Raw genomic sequence first — 21875 nt, 5'->3', positions numbered from 1 at the left:
TTATTCAGTCTTTCTATATTTTTCAACAGCTTCATGGAATTGATGAGTATTGGCATATCCGCAACATTTAAGTTCTGGACAAAAACCTCGATAAACACATGTTGGCACACACTTACTAACAAGGACTGGATCTATCTTTTTCAGTTCTTGCAACATTGTTGTCCATGCTTCTCTAGTTTCTTTTGAAGCACAATTACATAAACGTACTCGTGAAATAGCCATTATTTCTTGTGCATTTGCAGTCATATCCATTTCATTCAGTTCTCCTTGCAAATGTTCTCCTCTAGGAATTTGTGAACCGGTACGGTCCGGTCGTTGAGTATGGACAAACTTTTCACATCCTATATGATGACGAACGAAATGCACTGTTACCCATTGAGGTATTTGTTCCCATGTCCATTCATATTCTACCAAACGAATGGGAGAATGTTCTGCCAATAACATTTTTGCTTTCCATGAGTCTGAAGGTTCTTTTTTTAATGCTGACTTTCCTACGGTTCTGCGTGCTGCATTTAAAGCACGGCTCCAAGAAGTAACCGCATTTAGTCTAGTTACTTTAATCATATTTTCCTCTATGTTAAACTTGAAATAATAGATTCTACAGTCCGTATTAGGCTAGATTCATCACTTGTGAATTTAAACCATTCTGTATGTCCGTTTTTGTAGAAAGGATGAGAAACCTTTAACTTAGCAAAACTGTTGAGTATATAATACTCACAATAGCCACACTTCTCCCAAACTTTTATAATTTTAATTGTTCGTTGATCAGTGTGGCTATTATAATACAGCTTACTAATACGATTTTTTACATCCTCGCTTGTTGCTCCAATTTTATATAATCCAGTTGCTTCGCATTTTAATAGGTACAGTTTTTTAGGAGCTGGGGTAGGACATGGTAAAGGCTTGAAAAAGCGCGATACCTTGTGCATGAATTTACTGTGTTAAAAGTCAATATAAAAGATCGTGTGTATCAATTGTGATGCGAAATTACTAATTATTTTCTTATTTACAAGATTATATATATAAAAAAGTATCTAAATTGAGTTATTCAAATTATCAAATTAGATACTTTTTAAATCTTAGATGTATATAATATAATTCCTTATTTGCGTTTGTATGAATACTATATGGAGGTCTTAAACCATACTTTTTATAATCCATTAAACATCTCCAGAACTTAGCCTTTTTGAAGAATATGTCATCTGAGGCATAGCTTATTGCTTCAATCAGTTCTGGAGATGGTGCATGAATTTTTAGGAAGCCGGATACTTCCATTAATAGTTTATATTCTATAGGAACTTCATGTTTCATCAGAAACCCGATCCGTGTCTGGTCGAAGTTTTTCAGGCTGTGTCCCTTTGGTCTTCCGGGCTTTTTTTTGCGGCGTTTTGGTTTCTTTCTGCTGTTTGGAAACGTTTTCATTATGTTCATTTTTTTGAGACGATGTTGACCGAGAACTTAAACGTTGACTCTCAATATCAACGCTAACATTAATAATCTTCATAATTTAAATAATATATGTCATTAAAAATCCGATGTATTCTGAACATCCATTATTACAATAATCAACTACACAATTACGTTGTCCGCCTTGTATTGTACAATGCCAATTTCCACGTCCTTTATTATGGGAATAACCTATTTTATATTTAGGAGGATCAATGGTGTTTGGTAATGTAAATATGGTACCACTGTGATGGGTATGTAATTCTCCTTGAATGGACACTATTTTTCCAACTTGACGGACATACAGTTTTGTTGTAATACCACAGTTCTGAACATTGATTGCAATCCATCCACTATCTTTGGGATATTCTATAGTTCTAGCTATAACATCAATTCCACCAACGAATAGTTTTCCTGTTACATATACATCATTGTTGAGAACCAAGTTTCCAATGTTATTTTTGATATATAAATCTTTATTAGAGATATTGGAATACCCCATATAACCGATTTGTTCTGAATTTTTGTCTTCCCAATTTAAACAGGTTATCAATTGATTGTCTGTCTTAGGAAGAGAGGCATTCTTTAAACTTAGGAGCGAAGAATCCGCATGGGATATTTTTACTGGTCCATAAAAAATACTAGCTTTAGATTTTCCTATGATTTCTAGTATAACAGTATTTTTTCCATCACCAATTTTGGTGTCCCGATAATAGGAGTCTCCTTCATTGTACCCTAACATATTGATATTTATACTACCGGTATCAGCTGCAACGCCTGTATTATATATATGATTACTAGCTACAACAATATTTCCTGCCTTAATAGAATTTAAAGACATTGTGACTTTTAGCGTCATACCATTGGAGTCAAGCGAAGCCAATAAAGTATCTCCAATATAAAATTGAATAGCTCCGTCCTCTGTTATAGTTACTTTGTAAACAGGCTTTCCATTTAATTGGGATTGAATACTTAATGCTCCAGAGGCATTATAGGTGATGCTAGCTTTAGCTGTTCCTGATGTTAAATTAATCCCCTTTTGGGCTGTAAGGTCTTTATTTGCCGTTACTGTTCCATCAATAACAATATCCTTCTGTACAGTCTGAACTGAATTAGGGGAATCTATCATTAAAGCATATTTACCAAATAACGCTTCTTTAAGTCGAAGTGCTGTACCATCTGATGTAATACTGATAAATTGGGGTGGTGCTTCAGTTAGTACATCATTGGCTATTGGTACACTGGATGATACAGCACATCCGTATATATTTCGTCCAATTTTATCTCCGGAATCAGCATAAGACACACGTTCAACCGAGTTGTTCTCATACAAATACATAGGCCATTTAGAGACTCCAGATGTTCCTGTGCAATAACGTATTTTACCATTGATATAGACATACCCTGCACTAATACTTGTACCTGATACTTGACATCCGCTGATAATAAAGTTATCACACTCATCAAATATACTTGTAAAAGCTAATGCAAGATTCTGTAAATTCATAATATCATCAATGTAGGTGTAACGCCCACCTGTTTGTGAAGTAAACTCTTTCATTTAAGCGTATGTAACTTTAAATTTTTTTCCTGCAATACGATAACGATCTACATAATAAGTAATCATAGCTGTAAGTTCCTCTTGTGAGATTGTCTTGGTATTAATTGCAGGACAACTTACTACAAAACTTACATCACTTGTTGGCATCTTTTCATCTTTCCAACGCAATGGAGTGGTTGGGTGTCCGCTAACTTCGGTTTCGCCTTCGTTATACAAAGGAAGTTCGCATATATTTTTATTAGCATCTTCCCAATATATTGGTACTCCATTTATAGCACCATCTGAAATGACAATATGTTCAGAGGTGTCTAAAAAATACTTCCTAAATTTATGATTTAAAAAATATTCCATCATAATAACCTGGGAGGTCATTGCTGCTTCTATTCGTTTTTCGTCAGCCCATTCTTTCCATTTTACATTCAAAGAGTTTAACGGTTGTAAAATGGCCTGAAGAAATAATATCAGTTTTCGTCCTCCAAGATAATGAGGAACTAACTGATTTACCATACGGTCAGTATTAATACGATAACTTCTCATTCTGTTTCTAGTTTTATAACGATTGCTTCACGAAAAGTTGGAAGTTCACTTTCTGCATCTTGTTGTGTACTTTGTTTTGCATAACCGCTAGCCAAATAGCACTTCCGTTCAATTTTTGTTAATGGTCCGAGTTCATTATTGTCGTTATATTGAGCGATAAATATTCCTTGTTCTACACTAGCTTCTTGATCAATATGAACATCTGTAACATGCTCTACTTTTTGAATGGCATCTATAATTTTTTGTGAGTAGATAAGAGAATCAAACTTCATATTTACAATAAAGTCAATAAGTGCCGTATCAATATTATCGTAAAGTTCCTCTTTCGTAATAGCTCCATCATAATACACGGTAACTCTGGGAACAAGCACATCACCTCTACGACTAACTACATTACACTTAACACCTGCAAATTTAATCTGATTAAGATATGCACGTGCTGCAATTAATTCCTCATCAGACAATTGGGACAAAGAACGACCTTCTCCAGAAGCAACTTTTAATATCAAAATATTATCTTTGAATTCTTCATTATAATACTCTTGATAAGATACATGTGTAATCAATCTTTTTGTTGTATCTTCAGTTGCATAATGAAATGCTGTGCCTTCATCATTGATAATTAGATCATCTCCATATTGCCATTTCAACATAGCATTTGCGTAATATGCTGAAGTCCCATTAATTCGTTGGGTAAAGGTTTTAGCAATATCTGTGGTAAAAACGTCTAACAATGTCTCAAATGAGTAGATTGCAGCGGCTGTTACCCATGTGAAAGCATTGATTATTGACATCTTTGAGTCATTTGTTAGCTCTGTAAGTTCCAGGTATTTGTTTCTGGTCTCCACGGCTTCATTGTATATTTCTGTTAATGTACGGCTCATGCTATGTCTGAATTTTCATATTGATAAATCGTTCCATTTATATCAAAGCTCCATGAACCCGCTTCATTCCATGCAGTTTCATGGGTAATCACATATATCGCTTCCATACCAGTTGTAATAACATAATTGCCATTACTATCTTTAAGCGGCTCCTTATATGTTCCAGAGGGTTGTATATCTAATATAACTTTACAATCCCTTCGTTGATTATTATGCTTTGCAATATAGATTAAGTAGTCATTGATAACTGTGTCTTTTGTATAATTGATATTTCTTAACTCCAAATTAGATAAATTCATATCCTGAATGGGGGCAAGACTGGATAAACTCATGTTAGCCAGTTTCACTAAATATGTACCTTTACATAAAAATAGTCCTTGTAGAGAGAGATTGTTCTTCTCCGAAATTATCTCGTCTACCACCAGCGGCATAGTTGGCATCATTAAGCCATTAATAGAAGACAAATCCCAGGTTTTTAAATTGAAATCACCATACAATTTAATTGACCTTTCATCGGTATAATTATCGAAAAAATGCACATATTTTTGTAGAGTGGGGGATAGCGTTATAGTTTCCAAATCACTGTTGTCTCCCCAATCAACAATAAGACTTCCGTCTCCTGCCATTTGTAATGCAATAGATGCTTCTTCTGGAGATATGTACATGACGCATCGTAAGGGAGCTGTTGTGTTTTTATAATATACATGTCTCTCTCCATTTGCCGGTACGATATGTTCTGCTTGTAACGTATTTACAATACTGTCATATATAATAAATTCTTCATCCCAATATATTTCTTCACCTTCTTTTAATTGTGAGTGAAAGGATAAATCAGGATTGTTGATTAACAAATCGAATATACCTTCTATAGAACCATGTGTGCTTACTGCAACATCAAATATGTTCTGATTTCTTTTTACTTTATACACCTGCATCTGCTTCTGAAAAATCTAAGTCTAATTCCAGATCTCCTGAATAGGAATTAAAAGCGGCATTAATAATCTCCACTTTATCATCTTTGAATTCAGTTTGTAACTTTTCTGCTAATCCTGAATGACTAAGGTTGGCATGAAGATATTTAATTAAGCCCACACCTGAAGTTGGGTATCTATAATTATTTGATGGAATGCATTGTAATAGTAAATTTCTATTTTGAATATTTGCATTTATATTTACCATATCTGACATAATGCCGGACCACAAATACGCGTTGCCTTCATTAAGTTGCAACAAGTAATTATCTTGGTTAACCATGATTAGTTGTGAAGCATATAAAACCTTATCTTGTGCCCCGAACAATTTTGTATATACCTCAAACCATTCTGAATTATTGGTCGGATTAATCACAACGCGTACATTTCCACCACCGAAATCTCTAATAATACGTATTTTAATAGGTTTATATATTGGAGTATAAGGAATCTCAATATTAACTCCAATTGTATAAAGCTGATTTACATCAAAATTGGAAGGTAACGATATTTGTGCGGTAATAAATAAATCGCTCTCTGAAAGCCATTTAAACAATTGTTTATTTAATGTATTTCGGTTTTTGAACACTATATCACCTGTCGTTGTATTTATCTGTATGTCTTTTCTCATTAGTGTGAATGATTTAATATTTGATACCTAAACCCGTCAATTTTGCTAATTAATACAATAATAGAATCCCCTTTGACCATTCGATAATCAATCATATTTTCATTATGATCATAAATGTTTTTTAATATAATGTCTTTTGAATAGGATCTTACTCTAAAAGTTATTACTGTGGCAAAATCTGTAGGCAAATTATTTACACCAAACTGCCGAGCTACGCTACTTTCATTTGGTAAGGTCACTTCAACAACATCGTAATTGGGATCATTAAAATACATCAATATCACATTAAATTGTGAAAAATCTATAGTATAATTACCAGAATCAAATGTTAATAATGCCGCTTTAGTATTAATGAAGGACGGGGCTTTTAAAGCTGCATTTGAACTGATTCCATAATTTTTAGTTCCTCCTGTCACTTCAATAAAAAGCCCATAGTTAGCTTGGTCATATCCATAACCACCAGATGTATTTGGAGCTTGGTTGACAATGCGCCCAACTGCTGTAAATGCTCCACCTGTTGAAGCAGGAATTACATCATTACCAAACATCACATACCCTTTAGAACCGCCAACTTTGAAAAAATCTTTATAAATAGATAATCCTGCCCATTGCCCAGAACCCGAAGAATTAGGAGTTGAAGTTGTTCCAATATGATCTTCATATATTTCTATATCTCCAATAGTACCACTAGTCGCAATGATTTTTCCATTGAGAGTAACGTTTCCTTTTGTATCCCAAAAAAAATTTCCATTGGCAAAAGAGGCTGAACCATCTGCATTAATAAACCATGAATATCCGCGAAACCCATTGGTGCCAATCGTTATACTTCCGGAAGTTGATGTATATTGTCCAACATTATTATTTTTAGTACCTAACCAAATAGCAGATTTATCAAATTGCCATCCAGCTATAAAATTTTTAGAACCGGCAGAAAATACTTTTTCGTTATTTTTATATCCTATCAAACCATAATCGGCATTGCTGATATAGTACATTGCAACACCACCGTATTCTTTTACCCAGTCTAATTGATCGCCAGTATCTTGGACGGAAGTAACATTGGCGATGGCTATGAATTTTTTTAATGAATTGATCCCTATACTTCCATTGTAAATACTATCGACTCCTATAGTCCATCCTGCAATACTGCCACCAGATGTTTCTATTGTTCCTTTAAATAAGGCGTTTCCCTCAACATCCATTGTAACATTACCATTGGCAAAAGAGGCTGAACCATCTTTATTTAATAGCCAATGAATGATACCTTCACTTTGAGCAGAAATGGTTCCTTCTGATTTTATAGATAATGTGCCATCTTCACATTGAATACCACCAGATGTAATATCCCAACCGCCTATTTTACCTCCAGTTTGGTCTATATGAAAAATTTCTTTGTTATCTTTATATCCATATATACCGGCTCCGTTATTTTCTGAAGGACCAATATATACCCCCGTTAATCCTGGAACATCTTCAAGACTGTCGTAACTGCCAATTATTTTTTTACCAACAAATAGCTTGGGGGTAATCACATAAGAAGAGCCAATAGTTGTTTTATTGCTTTCCCAATCTTGAATCCAATCCAGCATGGTACTTTCGCGTACAATAGAAAATGTGAAACGCCCAGTTAACCCTGCACTTACTCCAGAAAGAACTGGAATTTCAATATATCCTTGTAATATATCAATAGGGAGTGATATAATGGATAGCCGGTATCTATAACTATCAACTTTTATTAGTTGATATTCTATATTGTCGTTACTTTTTACAATAGTGCTGGAATCAATTTCTATTGGGGTTTTCTCATCTCCACAATATGCCGAAATAATAGTATAAGCATGTTCTAACTTAGGGTTAGAACCATCGAAATCTGCTTTAATCACACACGAGTTTGGGGTTAGCGACAACGAATAAGCATCGCTAATAGATACAAGTGTGATAGAAGATTTTGCTACTGTTCCCATAAATTACTTTTTCAAAAGAATAGCCCTTGAACAAAGTATTTGTTGATGCGAGAAGAGATAAACTATTTCTTAATCTCTTCTAATATTTCCTTGGCCATACGCTTTGCTTCCACTCTCCACATTTGCATGTCATTCCATTCTTTTTGATGCTCACTATCTTCATCTTCTAGGAGGTAATTATTAATAATGGCTTGCATTGCATCATCGGAGTAACGTCCATGAATAATAGCTGAAACCAATTGGCTATATGTGGGTGTTCCAACTGGAAGGGTTATCTCACACCATTTGTATTGTTCGTTTTCACCTTCTTTTACTATATGAACATCAAATGCAATTGTGTATTGACGCAACCCTAATTTTATATTGTGTCGTATGCGTTGAGGTTGCTCATTACCTTGATTATAAGTTATAAACATTGTACTGTGTTTTTTATTTTTACAACTTGAAATTTTCCTTGAATATAGCAAGCCTTCCAAAAATAATGTAGTTCTGAAAATGCTTTGCGCCTGATTCCGTATGACTGATAATGAATTAAGAAACCTAAATAAGAGTTTATAGATCTCACATTGGCATATATAGCTTCCTTGTCACAGTTTTTACATGCTTCTTCTAAATAACTTACAGCATTAATAAAGTTTCCAACAGTTCTATTCGATAAGTAAGCTCTACCCGGCTTAATTACTCCTCCTACCATTTTTATTCCTTTTTTAACTTCTTGAATATAGATTTTATTAGGGTGCATTTGAATATTTAAAATATATCGTAGTTGATTCCTAGAAGCTCTTTTGAAATAAATTGCATCTTCCTTAGTTTTGCACACAAAGCTAAAATCATCTACAAAACGTACATATTTGGCTCCTCTTTCTTCTGCTGCTTTAATAGCCCATTCATCAAAAAATGACATGTAAAAATTGGCAAATAATTGACTAGTTAGGTTTCCTATTGGTTCGCCTTTCATCCATTCATTGTAAAACAGGCTTTTGTTTTTAGGCAGTATTCTCCATAATTTTAAATTTCCTTGACGTATACAATCATCTTGTGGTCGATGTCGTACAATTATTTCTGTAAGCCATAGCACTAAATCTAAATCTTGTTCATATATGGTCCCTTTCCAATAATTCCATTTTTCTTTGATAAATGGTAATAAGTGTTCTAATAATCGTTCGCAATCAATTGACATAAAAAATCCTTTAATATCAAATTGAGCATACCAAGCCTCGTGCGAATAATTATCAGAGACTTCAATTGTATTTTTTGTCAACTGATCAATACATGCAAATGTTCCAAAACCCTTTCGACAGTTAAATGATACATTTCCGTGTTCAACAAAACGTGCCTCAAACAGTGGCTCTAAGCGTAGGCACAACCAATGTTGTACAATACGGTCACGGAAATTTGCAGCAAACACTTCCCGTAATTTAGGACGGGTAACTATAAAACAAGTACTTGTTGTTGGTCTATATGTTCGTTCATAAACTTCTCTCGCTAAATCTAATAGATCTTCATGCCAAATAAGTCTATACATAACACATTGTGAACTTGTCTTTTTTTGGGCACAGCAATCATCTAACGCATCAAACCATCCCTCAACATATTTATCGTTAAGTGCTGCAACCGCTCTCACCATGTTACTGTTGTACTTGTTGTTGTTGTTGAAGTTGCCATTACTAAAGTTCACGTTCCAGCTGTTGTTCTGACTGTTCTCACTGCTACTCCAGTACCGGCTTGCGGTTATTGCGTGTACTATCTTGTTCTTAACTAGGTCTTTAACGCTTGGTAAAGGCCCAGTGACACGCCCATTTTTCAATAAAGATGTCCCTGTTATCATAGTCGTAACCGTTCAACAGGTCTGCTGCTCCAACACTTTGCTTCTCCAGCTTTTAATATGCTTTGAAATTTCCTTTAAAGATTCAGCAAAATGTGGCATTTGCTTGTTGCTAATTATGCGTGTATGAGGACTCCGATTTGACCACTCTTTTAAGGTGTCAATGCAAGTTTTCACTGTACGCATTTGCAAATAAAATGAATTAATAAGTTCAAGTTTGGAATCAGGATCTTCTTCATTTAAAGCCAATCCTATCACTGTTAATCCATCAAGCAGAGTGTCTATGAGACGTTTGCTTAATTGACGAATTCCTACACTATTAGGGGTTCGTTCTACCATTTCTATACAGAGTAACATTAAATTTTCTGTTTCTCTGTAAATAGGTGCACTTCCTGCATTACGAATTGTTCTTGCCATAATTAAAAGATTTTATTCACAATGTGTCTTATTACATATAGTTTATTTACGAATACTTTATTTTTTCTGTAGAGGTTTACAATTATGGCATATTTATTTTTGTGGAGCGTCAAAAGACGCTCCACTATACTAAAATGCTGCAACCGCTCTCACCATGTAACTGTGGCACTTGCCGTAGTTGCCGAAGTAGCCATTACTAAAGTACACGCCCCAGCTGTTGCCCTGACTGTTCTCACTGCTACTCCAGTACCAAGAATTAGAAAAATCGTTCAAAATACCGGCATCTATTGCTTTTTGAAAAATTGCACCTATTTTATCATCGTCATAATTCACTCCTTGCCTAGCGTGCCAATACATACGCATAAGTTCACCAACAGATGGTAGGTACCAATTATGATATTTAAATTTATCTGCTAATTCTTCGCCTGCTTTCACTGTAGGCTGATAAGCATAGCATTTGCTGACAGCAGGATAATAAAATTGTTGATATTTACTAAGATTCTCATTGTTAGCAATTATGTTATTTATATACTGGGTCAACATTGCTTGTTCAGTATATAAGTCAGTCGCTTCAGGTATCGGCAAATTAACTCCTGAATCTTCTAAGATTTTATTTCTATGTTGAATAATTTTTAAAGTTTTTGCTAAACCGACAGGAACTTCGTCACCTCTTTTATAGGCACCTGATAAAATAGCTAAATCCGCAGCCAATTCCTCTTTTCCTGTATTAATTGTACCTGGAGCAGCGATACCATCTCCAACAGCAACTGTTTTAACATCTGAATTTACAAATCCGTCAATTGTATTTTCATCTACATAATTATCATACCTTATGTAGTTAGGAGAGGTATTACCTTGGTCGTCATATTCTGTAGGTTGTAAGCCAGTCTGTGTAATGTTAGCAATTGAACCTATATCATATACACTATAATTAACATCATCTTGTAATTCAATAGGATAAATTGCATATTGTTCATTCCACTCTTCCGTTTGTCCTGTATTTTGAGGATAAAGCCCCCATACTATACCTGAATTTTCAAGATTTGATAATGCTACCATACGTCTATCATTGGCATCTGCTGGATTTATGTAAAAACAAATTCCAACTACGGTTTTTCCAGCAGTTGTAGGACCATAAGTTCCATCATAAAATACATAATCTCCGAGATGAGCACGTCTGGGGTATAAACCAATATCCCATGATGCTTCAAACACTTCACCATTTGTTTTTGTTAGATAACATCTTAAAGTTGTATGTGGAGCCAATGTATCTTCATCTCCTAATTGAGATACATTGATAACGCAATAATCTTTTGACGTATTGACTATTTTTGCATACAAATTGGTATCCAATGACCAACGAATGCTAACCACATCATTCCCATTAGCGGTATTCGGCTTACAGTAAAAAGTGTGTTCACCTGTAGAATAAATGTATTGGCTTCCTTTGATTTCTATAGCTGCAATAGGAGTTGAGTAGTAAGTAATATGAAGATTGTTGTTCTCATCATCTACATTTCCCCAATGATACAACCAATCAATTTTATTGTTAAAATTAGGTCGGTTGGTAGTATTGTTTATTACTGCTATTTTTCCAGATACACTACTGTCTGTAATAGAAGCCAAATAGTTAATCATATAAAGAGAAACCTCGGTCCAGTTTATACTTGCTAACTTTAAATAATTCAGCGGTGCATTGCCTGTAAAGCATAAATTAAATATGGTACGCGAATCTGCAATCCCTGCGCCAATTGATAAACTTTGCATTCGGTCAGCTCCTTCCAATGTGATGGTTTTCAAATTAGGCTGTTGATCTAAAGACAAAGATGTTAAAGTCCCAGGAAGATGAACCTCTTCTAAATATTCGGTAGCTGGAAGAACAACAGAAGACAACATTGTTCCTACTAAATTCAGCATTCTAAGTTTAAGCAAAATAGATAAATCTAACCCACCTACTAAACTAGCGACACGTTTTAATACTAGTTCTTGCAACAAAGGGGCAGTAATAGTCATACCGGTAGGACGGAATTCAACAACATCTTTTCCATCCACATGAAAGGCTGTTAGGCGAGCACCGCTTAAATTAAATGTTTCCCCTAAACTTTTGTCTGTAAAGTCACCAATGGAACGCATATAATCAATACCATTTAAGAAAATATTAGTATTGCCATCTGAAGTTCCAACATTGACATCGTATGTTTCTCCGGCTTTAATACGTGGAGACAGTGCGTTACCAACCCCATAAGATAGTGTAGAACCTATGGCAAATGAGGGGTACATCCAAATATGTGGTACAATAGAAAATTTAAATTGTGGACGTGTACCATCTGTTTTTATTATAGACCGGAAGTTTAATGAGCCTGCTGATCCTTCACCGTCACGCCTTCCAAAGTCTCCAAAGGCTGCATAAGAAGATATGTAGGTAAGTCTGCGTGCAACCCATTGCATTTCTGCTTGTAATCCATCTCCTAAACTTTGTGTTATGGGATCTGTACCATTTGTGTATTTATTTTCCGGGTCTGAACTCACATAGGCGGTTCTGGCACGTTCATATACAAGACGGGCCACTTCATTGTAAGCAACGGCTGGGAAATAACGTTGTACGTAAAAATAATATTTTTCCATACAGCCCATTAAAGTTCCATCATCACTTAATTTAAGCATTGCTTGTAATATAGAGCGCATATTGGTACGTAATTCATCTGGAAAAGCGTTTTCCATTTGGTTAAATAGTGCATTCCCTTCGCTATTCCAATAAAAGCCTCCATCATTGTTTTTATCATGTTCTTCTACATAGTAAGGTTTTTCTCTTTGTCCTACATTATTTACAGGAAATATTGTGTCCAAATCATCTTGATGCCAACCAATTAAATGAGTTTTTGGGTCAACATAAAAATATATATTCTTTCCTCTGTTATCACTGGCTGCAATTAACTTACAAAAATTCATAGCAAAATGAGTTTCTGTAAGATTAAAATATTTTCCTGCATCAGCCTTGAACAATGCTATTCTAGCCGTTTTGAACGATGAGTTAATTGCATCCCAATCTGTACCGCTGGCAATATTCCCGCATTGTTCGTTGATATTTACAGTCGAATATCTTCCACTTTCAATCTTTTCAGTGCCTGCACCCACCCAAGTAGAAGTAATGAAATCATACCTGAATAAATCAAACTGTTCATTGTTACGCCCCGATTTAGTCAGCCAATAATGTTTGGAGGTATCAAGATTTTCTGCTGCATTTAAATCTTCGATGGTACCGTTGAAATAATCTATATTGTCATAATGCTTAAAGACAAAGTTAAATCCACTTTTGATAGGGGCGATCTTATTGGTATCCCCAAAGACCAGACTCATTTGCTTTTCGCCGTTATACATCCAATCTTCTTCACCTTCTAAAGTGACATCTTCATCAATCCAAGGTACGCGGCACATCACCAAAGCACGGTCATTATCAGCTCCTTCTAGGCATACATAATCTGGAAATTTTGTTTTGTCGTATCCGAATGTCGGTTTGTCTCCCTTACCTGGTCCAAAAGTCATAAAAGATTTAAATTGTGGTTCGGAATTCTCATCTTCTTGTACAAAGAACAAAAACGGTTTTTGAAGTACAGCTACACGACAATTTTCAAAACCTTCTGTATTAGTAATGGAATTACCTCCACATACAGCTTTAAATAAATCATTAAATAGAGCTGTAGAACCTATTTTATGACTTTGTGCTGAACTTGCAAAATTTACTTTCCCTACCAATTTGAGTGCTCCAGGTACATCGTTGGTTAACTGATAACATTTACCACGATTTACTCCATTCTCATCAACCCAATATCCATTTTCATTGAAGCCCCATTGTCCATTCCACCAAAAATACAACATAGACGATGTTCCTTGTCCTTTCTCATTCATGTCATACAGCGTACCACTATTCTCTGGTTTTCCAGGAATATGGATAATTAAGATACCATTGAATTTATCCTTTTTGGTATTTCCATAAGTGGCATATTTCCCTTTCCAAAGGATAACGTTGTATTTTTCATAAGCAAGATCGTAGCTGATAGTATTACCATTAAGAATACTATTAGAATCGCGAAATGCTATTTTTTCTTCACTATTATCTAAGGATGCCATATAGTTTTGACGCACATCATTAGCTGTGAGTGCTTTCTTATATACCTTAATGCTGTAAATGTCAATGTCGGCTCCAGAACTACCAATACGGATACCTTGTGATGTTTGCTTTCCGTCTACATATTGTACGAAAGTATCGTCTGTCGCATAATTGATTTCACGGTTAATAATCCCGTTTATGAAAATACGGCAATAGTTTTGTCCAGTGCTGGACAAATTGTATAGTAGATTGACTGCGATTTTAGTGCGTACCCCTTCGTTGTAGCCAACGTCTTGATTTTTACGGGTTACTTTGGATTGGGTCATAAAACAGGCATCAATAGGTTTCATTTCCCAACCTAGCGGATTATTATCTTTTGTGTAAGAACACATGCGTAATACCGGTTCGTCTTCGTTGGTTACATTGCGAATAGCATAGTCTATTTCAAATGTAAGAGAACCTGTTTTTTGAGCTTGGATAAAGTCGGAGAACGTCTCATAATCAATTGCTATATTTCTTCCACTAGGAACACGCAAACATTTGATCCCATTATCGTCTTCAACCCAACCATCACTAATAAAACCAAAATTTTCAAAGGTCGCAGGAACATTCTCGCCTGAAACGGTATTAATAATAGTATCTGGGTGGGTTTCAGTATTACTACGTAGTTTTGGATTGATAATTAAATCAGCACCATCAGTCGGGGCAAAATTTTGTGAGTTATCGATATTAAAACTAATACGATCACGCAAGTATTTTTCTCCAGTGCTAAATAACATATAAGCACTGAAATTCGTTTCTTTGCTTTCGATTTCTATCATATTGCCAAATGTGTAAACCACACCATTTTGAGCTTGCTGTTCAGTGTAAGACAGATAATTCTCAACCTCTTGAATGTCTGTTAATTTAAAAGTAACAGGTAATACATCTGAACCTGGGTTATATATTGCCCATTGGAAAAATTGAACGGATGTCCAGTTTACAAGAGACTTGACTATCTGGTTTAATATGATATATGGAGTCTTATTATCAGGGTCTGAAACTATCATTACCTGTGAAACAATGTGTTCACTTTCCACATCTGTGCCATCTACAGATAACCAGGCCTCAATTTCATGTACTCCATGAGACATAACTTTAACAGAATCCCCTTCAGTGTCGGTTACATCAAACTGATTTGGGGTTTCCGTGTACTCAACTTTGCCAACAGCGTATTGGACAGAACGTACACCACCTTCACCACTAATTTTTAAATTTAATGTTTTAGCTACGGCACCAGTATATGTATATAATAGAGACATAGTGGCACCAGTAATAGGTTGCTGCCATTCGTTTCGGAACGTAAGTTTCAATTCTGTTTTTGTAACACTTTGGAACACTACATAAGTTGTGGTACTTTGTGTTTGGTCTCCAGTTACAATGATACGTAATTGACAGGTTCCACTGTTAAGTAATCCACTAATATCTACATCCGTATAAGTGTCGCTTTCGGCTTCTACACTCTTGATTGCCATTGTACCAATTGTACGCCAAGAATCGGAAGCGGAGGCACGCCTTTGGATAGTCATAGTACCATCTTCATAGGTATTTGCGTATTTCCCAGTAACAGGATTGTATGTTTGAGAAGTAAAACGCATTTTTAGAACTACACTACCATCAATGCTTACATAATTTGTTTGATTGCTGGCCGTGGTTAATTCTACAATATTCATTACACCCTGTTCGTCACTAATAGGAATAGTAACATCAAGCAATTTTAGTGCTTGATTCTCATCAGGGTCAGCAAGCCATTCATTATATGTGTTTTTATTAGCAAATGCTCGAATATGATAAAAACCGTCCGGATCTTTTGTCATAGGAGGAATGTGACCAATTTTATTGTTTTCATGGTCTTGCAAATAGCTCTTTATAAACTTTTGGACAGCCTCCCCAGAGTAGGGGAGAAGGTTCGTTTCGTCAGGTGCTGCGGGGATGGTATTGTTTTTATTGCCACCCCAGTCCTCTGTAAATTTACCAGCAGGAATTTCGTCAGTTCTGAATTTCTTAGCCATAATTAATTATTTTTTTGTAAAGCGTAATTTAAAAATTTGTTAGTTTTTCCAGCCTTCATCATTTTTCCAAGGAGATGAGTTAATCCAGAAACCAGATCCAAAGCAGGAACGTATAGATTGCCAAACTAATTTTGTCCCTATGTAAACTGCGGTAATTATTTTGTTACCAACTCTTATTTGACTGACATCTTTACCATTTATCTGTATCATTCTTCAAGTATGAAATACACGGTGTTTTCATCTTTGGATTCGATTTGTTCAAAAGCCTCTTCATTTTCAATTACATCAAATGAAAGATTACCTACTTGTTTTTTGAAGGAAAAGGTGTCATTTGAGTTATTGTTTACGGCATTTATCAATTGATTAAATTCGTGAGCTGTTAAACGTCCACGGTTATTAGTTCCATTGTTTTCTTGCTTATTATTAAAATCAAGCAGGTTAGGGGATTGCTCTTGTTCTGCCGCCATACTTAAAATATTAAAGGGAATTCATACGGGAACATGTTACCGTTTAGAAGTTCACACATAAAACAGTCTTGTCCTGATATTCCATAATTTAATGTGATACTTGGTTTTGATCTATCAATTTCTTGTTGTACTATATTGCCTTCATTATCTCTTTGTTCTTTCCACCAATCAATCACTTCATTTTCCATATCGGGAAGATGATACCTAGTCCACTTGAATATGTAGTTTTTAGCTACATAATCCGGATCAACTAGTTTACCTTGATAATAGACGTTAGCGGTTAAAACAGTTTGACAACTATTGTTTTTATATGATACTCCTTGACTGGAAGTAATTTCAAGTGAATAGCCCACTATATATTGTTTCCGTATTGTGAATGTAGCGGAATACTCTTCATCACTAAATTTCACGATACAACGAACTGTTAACGAGTTACCATTATCCCAATAAGGTTCAAAAGGCCATATTGTTAATGTCTTTCCATTTTCTCCTTCAAACGGTATATAATCATATCCTTGTAAATAATACCATTGTCGTTGACTGGAAGTAGACTGTAGGTTCTCTTCTTCCAGCGTTAAGGTAATGTCTGCCGGATTAGTAACAGGGTCGGCTCCTGTTAAGTCTCCTAAAAGAGTAAAGGTATCAGTTCCAACAATACGAATAGACTTACTGACTAATTCATCTTTTACAGACTGGTCAAGGTTATCCCAAGTCATTGTCACATTTTTGCCAAATGTTACATCGCCATTTTTATTCCATTTAATATTTTTATTGGCAAAATGTCCAGAACCATCTGTTTTGATTAATACTGAATTACTACGAGTACCAATACTACCTTCTCCGTCAAAATTTAATTGAAGCAATGGGTTCTGGATGGTCCCACCAATGCCACCACGATTAAACCAAGCTCCATAATCCTCTGTGTAATTAAGTATAGTGTCAGTAGGTTGGTATTGTGTGACTAGTTCTCCTGCCTCTAATTGTGGTGAAGAAAAATAAAATATTGATTCTCCTGCATTATCAAAGGTATCAAAAGTTGGGACAATGGATAGAACCAATGCTTCTTCTGCCTGTTTCGGAGCTTGTAATTCAAATGTTACCTTTTTACGAGACCATATATTCGTGTCAGCAATAGGTATTTGAACGGTTCCTATTGCTTTATCATTTTGTAAAATAGATAATTGACATGCCTGCCCAGCATATATCCAAAAAGAGAATGTATATTTTTTCCCGACATGTTGCGCAAACCACTCTTCAGATTGGGCTATCATGCTTATGATTTTAGAGGCACTATATACATTGCCGATTCCAGTAGGATTTTCTATTTGAGTGTCAATAGTAATCGCAGATGTAAAATTAACATCTAAAGAATTAACGAATACATTCCTATGGATTTTTCCGGCATAAAAGGTTGCAGCAAAACCATTCTCATCACCAGCAGTTAATGTTCCAGAAATATGAGCAGATTTTGAAGCAAAAAGTTTCTGTAAGTAACCTCCATATCCTTCTAATTGACCAAATACCGGATCTGTTATTCCATTCAATTTGCCGACACGTATTTTACTGGCATCGCCGAAGTTAGCAACACTAGACAGTAAGATGATATTGAAATCCGACACCCAAACTTCATCTGAAGGAGACATCTCACTTAAATCCAGTTTTACTGTTCGCAAATAACGTCCAGAATAATCAACAGTTATTGTGTGCAACTTATATTGCCAATCTGTTGTAATAGAAGTGGTTTCTTCTCCATCTGTTCTTGTTCCATCTTGGTATTCTAATGAAACTTTGCAATTGACAGCTTTATTGGCTTTGACCTTATATGAGATAAGAACGCGGTTGGGGTTTTGAACATATTTGTAGAAATCTTGTTGCAGACCAATGAAACCGTAATATATAGCGTCATTTCTTTTAAAATGACAAATGCGATTATTGTCCGCTTCTGATAATATGTAATCAGTGGTTACTGCTTCTGTTCCTCGCACTATATATTGTGATTCGGAATCTTCATAATCAGGAGGTGCAATATTTGAAGGCCAACATAAACTCTCATTACGTCCAATACCGTCAATCACATCCATATATGGGGCATTATCGTCAGACCCAGTTAAATATATGGCTCCAGATCTATTTATATCAAACAGATTGGTAATTCTGGCAAAGTCTAAGATTTCTTCTGTTTTGGGCACATCTCCTTCTAACAGTGCTCCGATGAAATACTGTTTTTCAACAATATCATTTGTACTAGAATCTACAGTCTTATCTATTCCATAATCCAATACACACATTAACGAATAAATAAGATTCTTTCCATCAAAATATTGTCTTCTAACTATATCCCCAGTCCGTAATCCTTGTGTCTTTTTAGAATCGGACTGGAGAGAAATTTTATATTTCTTGTATTTATATATAGACATTATGATATTTCTTCTACTAAGTCTCCGGAACAGGCATCGCTGACCCACCAAGACCCGTTAGTCACTGATTGTTTCTGCACTTCCAATTCATATATTCTCATTTTTTTACGAATTGTCAGATCATCAAATGTTGCACTGATGTTGCCGGTCAATTTGTTTTGAATGATACCCCAGCCACTTCCGGCAAAACCACTGGAAAAAGTGACAGAACCTATGTCGTTGACAAAATAGGCATTACCATAGTGCTTAACTCCATTATCTAATGCCAACCAATAGATTGAATCATCAAAGAATAGCTCGTTGGGGAGGAGACGGGTTTTAGAATCTGCTATTCCAATTGATTTTTTTCCTTCAATTGGTTTGTCAAAAACAAAAAAATCAGCATCTGTAGAAAACATTAAGCTGGATGATTTTCGATTTAATGGGGCATATAAACTTAACGATTCTACATAGCCAAATGATGATTTTATTATTTCAGAGATTTGTACTGTATCGTCATCAGCTACTTTATTATATTTAAATGGAGCTTCAAAAAATACGCTATCATCATCACTATAAAAGCCTGGTCCATCTTCTGATTTTAATCTAATATAACGCCTGAATATTACGCCAGAATCTTCAGACGATTTTTTGTATGTTTCAATCAATATATTCCCTAAATTGTGCCCTGCCTTAAATGATTCAGGGAAATATGCAGAACCATATTTGGAAATCATTTCATATTCACCATCATCATCATAAATACTGGTTTGCAGGTTAATTTGTTTGGTATTATCGTCTCCTAGATTTAATATTTTGTTAGACGCAGAAAATGAGATAACATTATTATTCTTGGTATGAATAATGTAATCACCATCAAATTGTATGCCCCCTGTTATAATATTCAAATCCCCTGTTAATTGAGCTAACCGTTTGGCCGAAATAGCTAATACACTTGTATTATCAAATCCCAAATCTACACCATACAAAGCGGTAATGCCGGATTGGAATGTGCTTGTACCTTTTACAGACAAGTTTCCGGCAACCGTTCCATCTTTCATGGTCCAGCTTACATCTTCTTTATTTGAATTCCCAGAATGATAAAACTCGTTTCCTTGATAGCTTATGCCATCCTTGGATATTTCTAAATCTCCAAGTCTAATATATCCACTACAAATAACATCGCCGTTTAATGCGATTATATCATTATCATAACTTATAACATTACAACCGTTAATGTATAATCCATGTGTGGGGAGATGTAATTCACCATTAATAGAAACTATATTTTTTCGCTCTTGTGAGTTACTTTCGGATGTTTGGTAAACATCTAATATTTTTATTCCATTGTCTCCGGCAGTAAAACCATACAATGCCTTTAATAAACCGGCCATAGAGTCACCATTTATGGAAACAAACCCACCGGTGCCACTTCCGCCACCTTCTTCACTGCTTAAACTACTTATAATAGTATTTGCTAATAGATATGCAGAGTTCTTCCTAGTTATATTCTCATATTCATGTATTTCAAGATTAATTTTTTCTTCATTCACAACATAACCATCCACATAATCCGAACCTGTAAAATCTGGAAGGGTTTCATGTGAAGCTTGTTCCATCCCTGTTAAGAGTCGGTTGTACATTGTTTCCAATGCACTACCTTTCTTAATTTGTGATATACCTTCATTTAACTTTGCCATTATTCTGCCACTTTTACGGTTTTTGATAAAAATCCTGATATAGATGCTTTATAGGAGTTAACTTTTGCTTGAAGAGATATAAACTTTGCCAAATTAGCTGGGGGTTGAGGTCCCATCATAGTTGGAGTCATCATTTGAGATAATGCTCCTAGCCAGTCAACCAATAAAGTTGCTAATTGATTTCCAAGTACTGCCGGTTCATTGGCACTGCCGCTACCCAAATACACTCCATCTTCTTTGATTATAATTTCTTTTGCATTATATTTTGCCAAAATTTGTTGGGCATCAAGAAGTATTTGACTTTTATCATGTTGGGATAAAATATCGTCAGTGGTTATTTTGAATATACTTTTATCACTTTCTCCTTCTCCTTTAGCAACTTCCGACAATATCGAAACAGGGGTGTAAGTCGTGTGAGCATGAACACCTGTCTTTTCCAATTCATCTACATCTGGAGCATCCTCTGAATCTTCCCATTCTTTTGTTTCTGTTGCTCCAATAATTACTTTGTTATGCGCGTCTACTTGTATTGTGTCTGCATGAGAGTATTGAATAACATATTCGCGTAATGTTTCAGGGTCTGTTGTTATTACGACATCCGAATAAAGATAGGGGATAACCACTAAACCATTTTCATTATTTTGAATGGCTGAAAGATATACGCCTTCATGTAAACCAACTGGAAGCCCGTCATCAATAGCCTGTTTGTCTGTAAGTGTATGAGTATATTCCTGTACATCAACAGTTCCGCACAGTTCTCCATCTGTATGTATTTTAACAACAAAACCAGATATTTTGGCTGTGTTTTTTATAACGTTGTTTCGTGGGTTTACCAATTTATGAAATGCAATTTGTCGTATAGCATCATAAATAGCACTGTTTGCGCTTAAATCGCTTGTAATTTTATCTGCCATAGT

17 protein-coding genes are annotated in these 21875 nt (G+C 35.2%); all 17 read right to left on the bottom strand.

Annotated elements, in window-relative coordinates; all coding sequences use genetic code 11:
• The 17 genes from HMPREF9010_RS17770 to HMPREF9010_RS17840 all read right to left on the bottom strand — a co-directional run bounded on the left by HMPREF9010_RS17770 (nucleotide 1) and on the right by HMPREF9010_RS17840 (nucleotide 21872).
• A complete protein-coding gene (locus HMPREF9010_RS17770) occupies nucleotides 1-564 on the bottom strand; it encodes an FAD-dependent thymidylate synthase (protein WP_008647860.1) in 564 nt (187 codons plus the stop codon).
• Nucleotides 565-572: 8 nt separating this feature from the next.
• Nucleotides 573-929, bottom strand: a complete 357-nt coding sequence (locus HMPREF9010_RS26740; RefSeq protein ID WP_008647857.1) for a GIY-YIG nuclease family protein — start codon at nucleotides 927-929, stop codon at nucleotides 573-575.
• Nucleotides 930-1056: 127 nt separating this feature from the next.
• Nucleotides 1057-1422 carry a hypothetical protein gene (locus HMPREF9010_RS0124190; protein ID WP_134993328.1) on the bottom strand — a complete coding sequence of 122 codons (366 nt, stop codon included), beginning with the start codon at nucleotides 1420-1422 and terminating at the stop codon, nucleotides 1057-1059.
• Between the two features lie 85 nt (nucleotides 1423-1507).
• Complete coding sequence (locus tag HMPREF9010_RS17775; RefSeq protein ID WP_008647849.1) at nucleotides 1508-3007, bottom strand: hypothetical protein; 1500 nt, start codon at nucleotides 3005-3007, stop codon at nucleotides 1508-1510.
• Nucleotides 3008-3544, bottom strand: a complete 537-nt coding sequence (locus HMPREF9010_RS17780) for a hypothetical protein (protein WP_008647846.1) — start codon at nucleotides 3542-3544, stop codon at nucleotides 3008-3010.
• Nucleotides 3541-4428 (bottom strand): hypothetical protein, encoded by an 888-nt coding sequence (locus HMPREF9010_RS17785; protein ID WP_032852490.1) that lies wholly within the window; start codon nucleotides 4426-4428, stop codon nucleotides 3541-3543. The genes HMPREF9010_RS17780 and HMPREF9010_RS17785 overlap by 4 nt, the downstream gene beginning before the upstream one ends.
• Nucleotides 4425-5363: a hypothetical protein gene (locus tag HMPREF9010_RS17790; RefSeq protein WP_008647844.1), complete on the bottom strand. Its 939-nt coding sequence runs from the start codon at nucleotides 5361-5363 to the stop codon at nucleotides 4425-4427. The genes HMPREF9010_RS17785 and HMPREF9010_RS17790 overlap by 4 nt, the downstream gene beginning before the upstream one ends.
• Complete coding sequence (locus tag HMPREF9010_RS17795) at nucleotides 5350-6030, bottom strand: hypothetical protein (RefSeq protein ID WP_008647843.1); 681 nt, start codon at nucleotides 6028-6030, stop codon at nucleotides 5350-5352. Before HMPREF9010_RS17795 ends, HMPREF9010_RS17790 begins: the two co-directional genes overlap by 14 nt.
• The gene (locus HMPREF9010_RS26470; protein WP_008647842.1) at nucleotides 6030-7994 is read right to left on the bottom strand and encodes a hypothetical protein; all 1965 of its coding nucleotides are present in this window, start codon (nucleotides 7992-7994) and stop codon (nucleotides 6030-6032) included. Before HMPREF9010_RS26470 ends, HMPREF9010_RS17795 begins: the two co-directional genes overlap by 1 nt.
• A gap of 62 nt (nucleotides 7995-8056) precedes the next feature.
• Entirely contained in the window at nucleotides 8057-8410 is a 354-nt protein-coding gene (locus tag HMPREF9010_RS17805) for a hypothetical protein (RefSeq protein ID WP_008647841.1), read from the bottom strand.
• Nucleotides 8401-9822 (bottom strand): reverse transcriptase domain-containing protein, encoded by a 1422-nt coding sequence (locus HMPREF9010_RS17810; protein WP_008647839.1) that lies wholly within the window; start codon nucleotides 9820-9822, stop codon nucleotides 8401-8403. Before HMPREF9010_RS17810 ends, HMPREF9010_RS17805 begins: the two co-directional genes overlap by 10 nt.
• 12 nt (nucleotides 9823-9834) lie before the next feature.
• On the bottom strand, nucleotides 9835-10236 hold the full coding sequence (locus tag HMPREF9010_RS17815; RefSeq protein ID WP_008647838.1) for a hypothetical protein: 402 nt from the start codon (nucleotides 10234-10236) through the stop codon (nucleotides 9835-9837).
• A gap of 129 nt (nucleotides 10237-10365) precedes the next feature.
• On the bottom strand, nucleotides 10366-16395 hold the full coding sequence (locus HMPREF9010_RS17820) for a DUF1566 domain-containing protein (RefSeq protein WP_008647837.1): 6030 nt from the start codon (nucleotides 16393-16395) through the stop codon (nucleotides 10366-10368).
• Nucleotides 16396-16601: 206 nt separating this feature from the next.
• On the bottom strand, nucleotides 16602-16862 hold the full coding sequence (locus tag HMPREF9010_RS17825; protein WP_008647836.1) for a hypothetical protein: 261 nt from the start codon (nucleotides 16860-16862) through the stop codon (nucleotides 16602-16604).
• A gap of 2 nt (nucleotides 16863-16864) precedes the next feature.
• Nucleotides 16865-19279, bottom strand: a complete 2415-nt coding sequence (locus HMPREF9010_RS17830; protein ID WP_008647835.1) for a hypothetical protein — start codon at nucleotides 19277-19279, stop codon at nucleotides 16865-16867.
• Complete coding sequence (locus tag HMPREF9010_RS17835; RefSeq protein WP_008647834.1) at nucleotides 19279-20958, bottom strand: hypothetical protein; 1680 nt, start codon at nucleotides 20956-20958, stop codon at nucleotides 19279-19281. Before HMPREF9010_RS17835 ends, HMPREF9010_RS17830 begins: the two co-directional genes overlap by 1 nt.
• Nucleotides 20958-21872 carry a hypothetical protein gene (locus tag HMPREF9010_RS17840; protein ID WP_008647833.1) on the bottom strand — a complete coding sequence of 305 codons (915 nt, stop codon included), beginning with the start codon at nucleotides 21870-21872 and terminating at the stop codon, nucleotides 20958-20960. The genes HMPREF9010_RS17835 and HMPREF9010_RS17840 overlap by 1 nt, the downstream gene beginning before the upstream one ends.
• Nucleotides 21873-21875 lie beyond the last annotated feature (3 nt).

It is taken from the genome of Bacteroides sp. 3_1_23 (assembly GCF_000162555.1).
GTDB lineage: Bacteria > Bacteroidota > Bacteroidia > Bacteroidales > Bacteroidaceae > Bacteroides > Bacteroides ovatus.
Note: the sequence above shows the minus strand (reverse complement) of the source record. Positions and strands in the feature narration are given on the sequence as shown.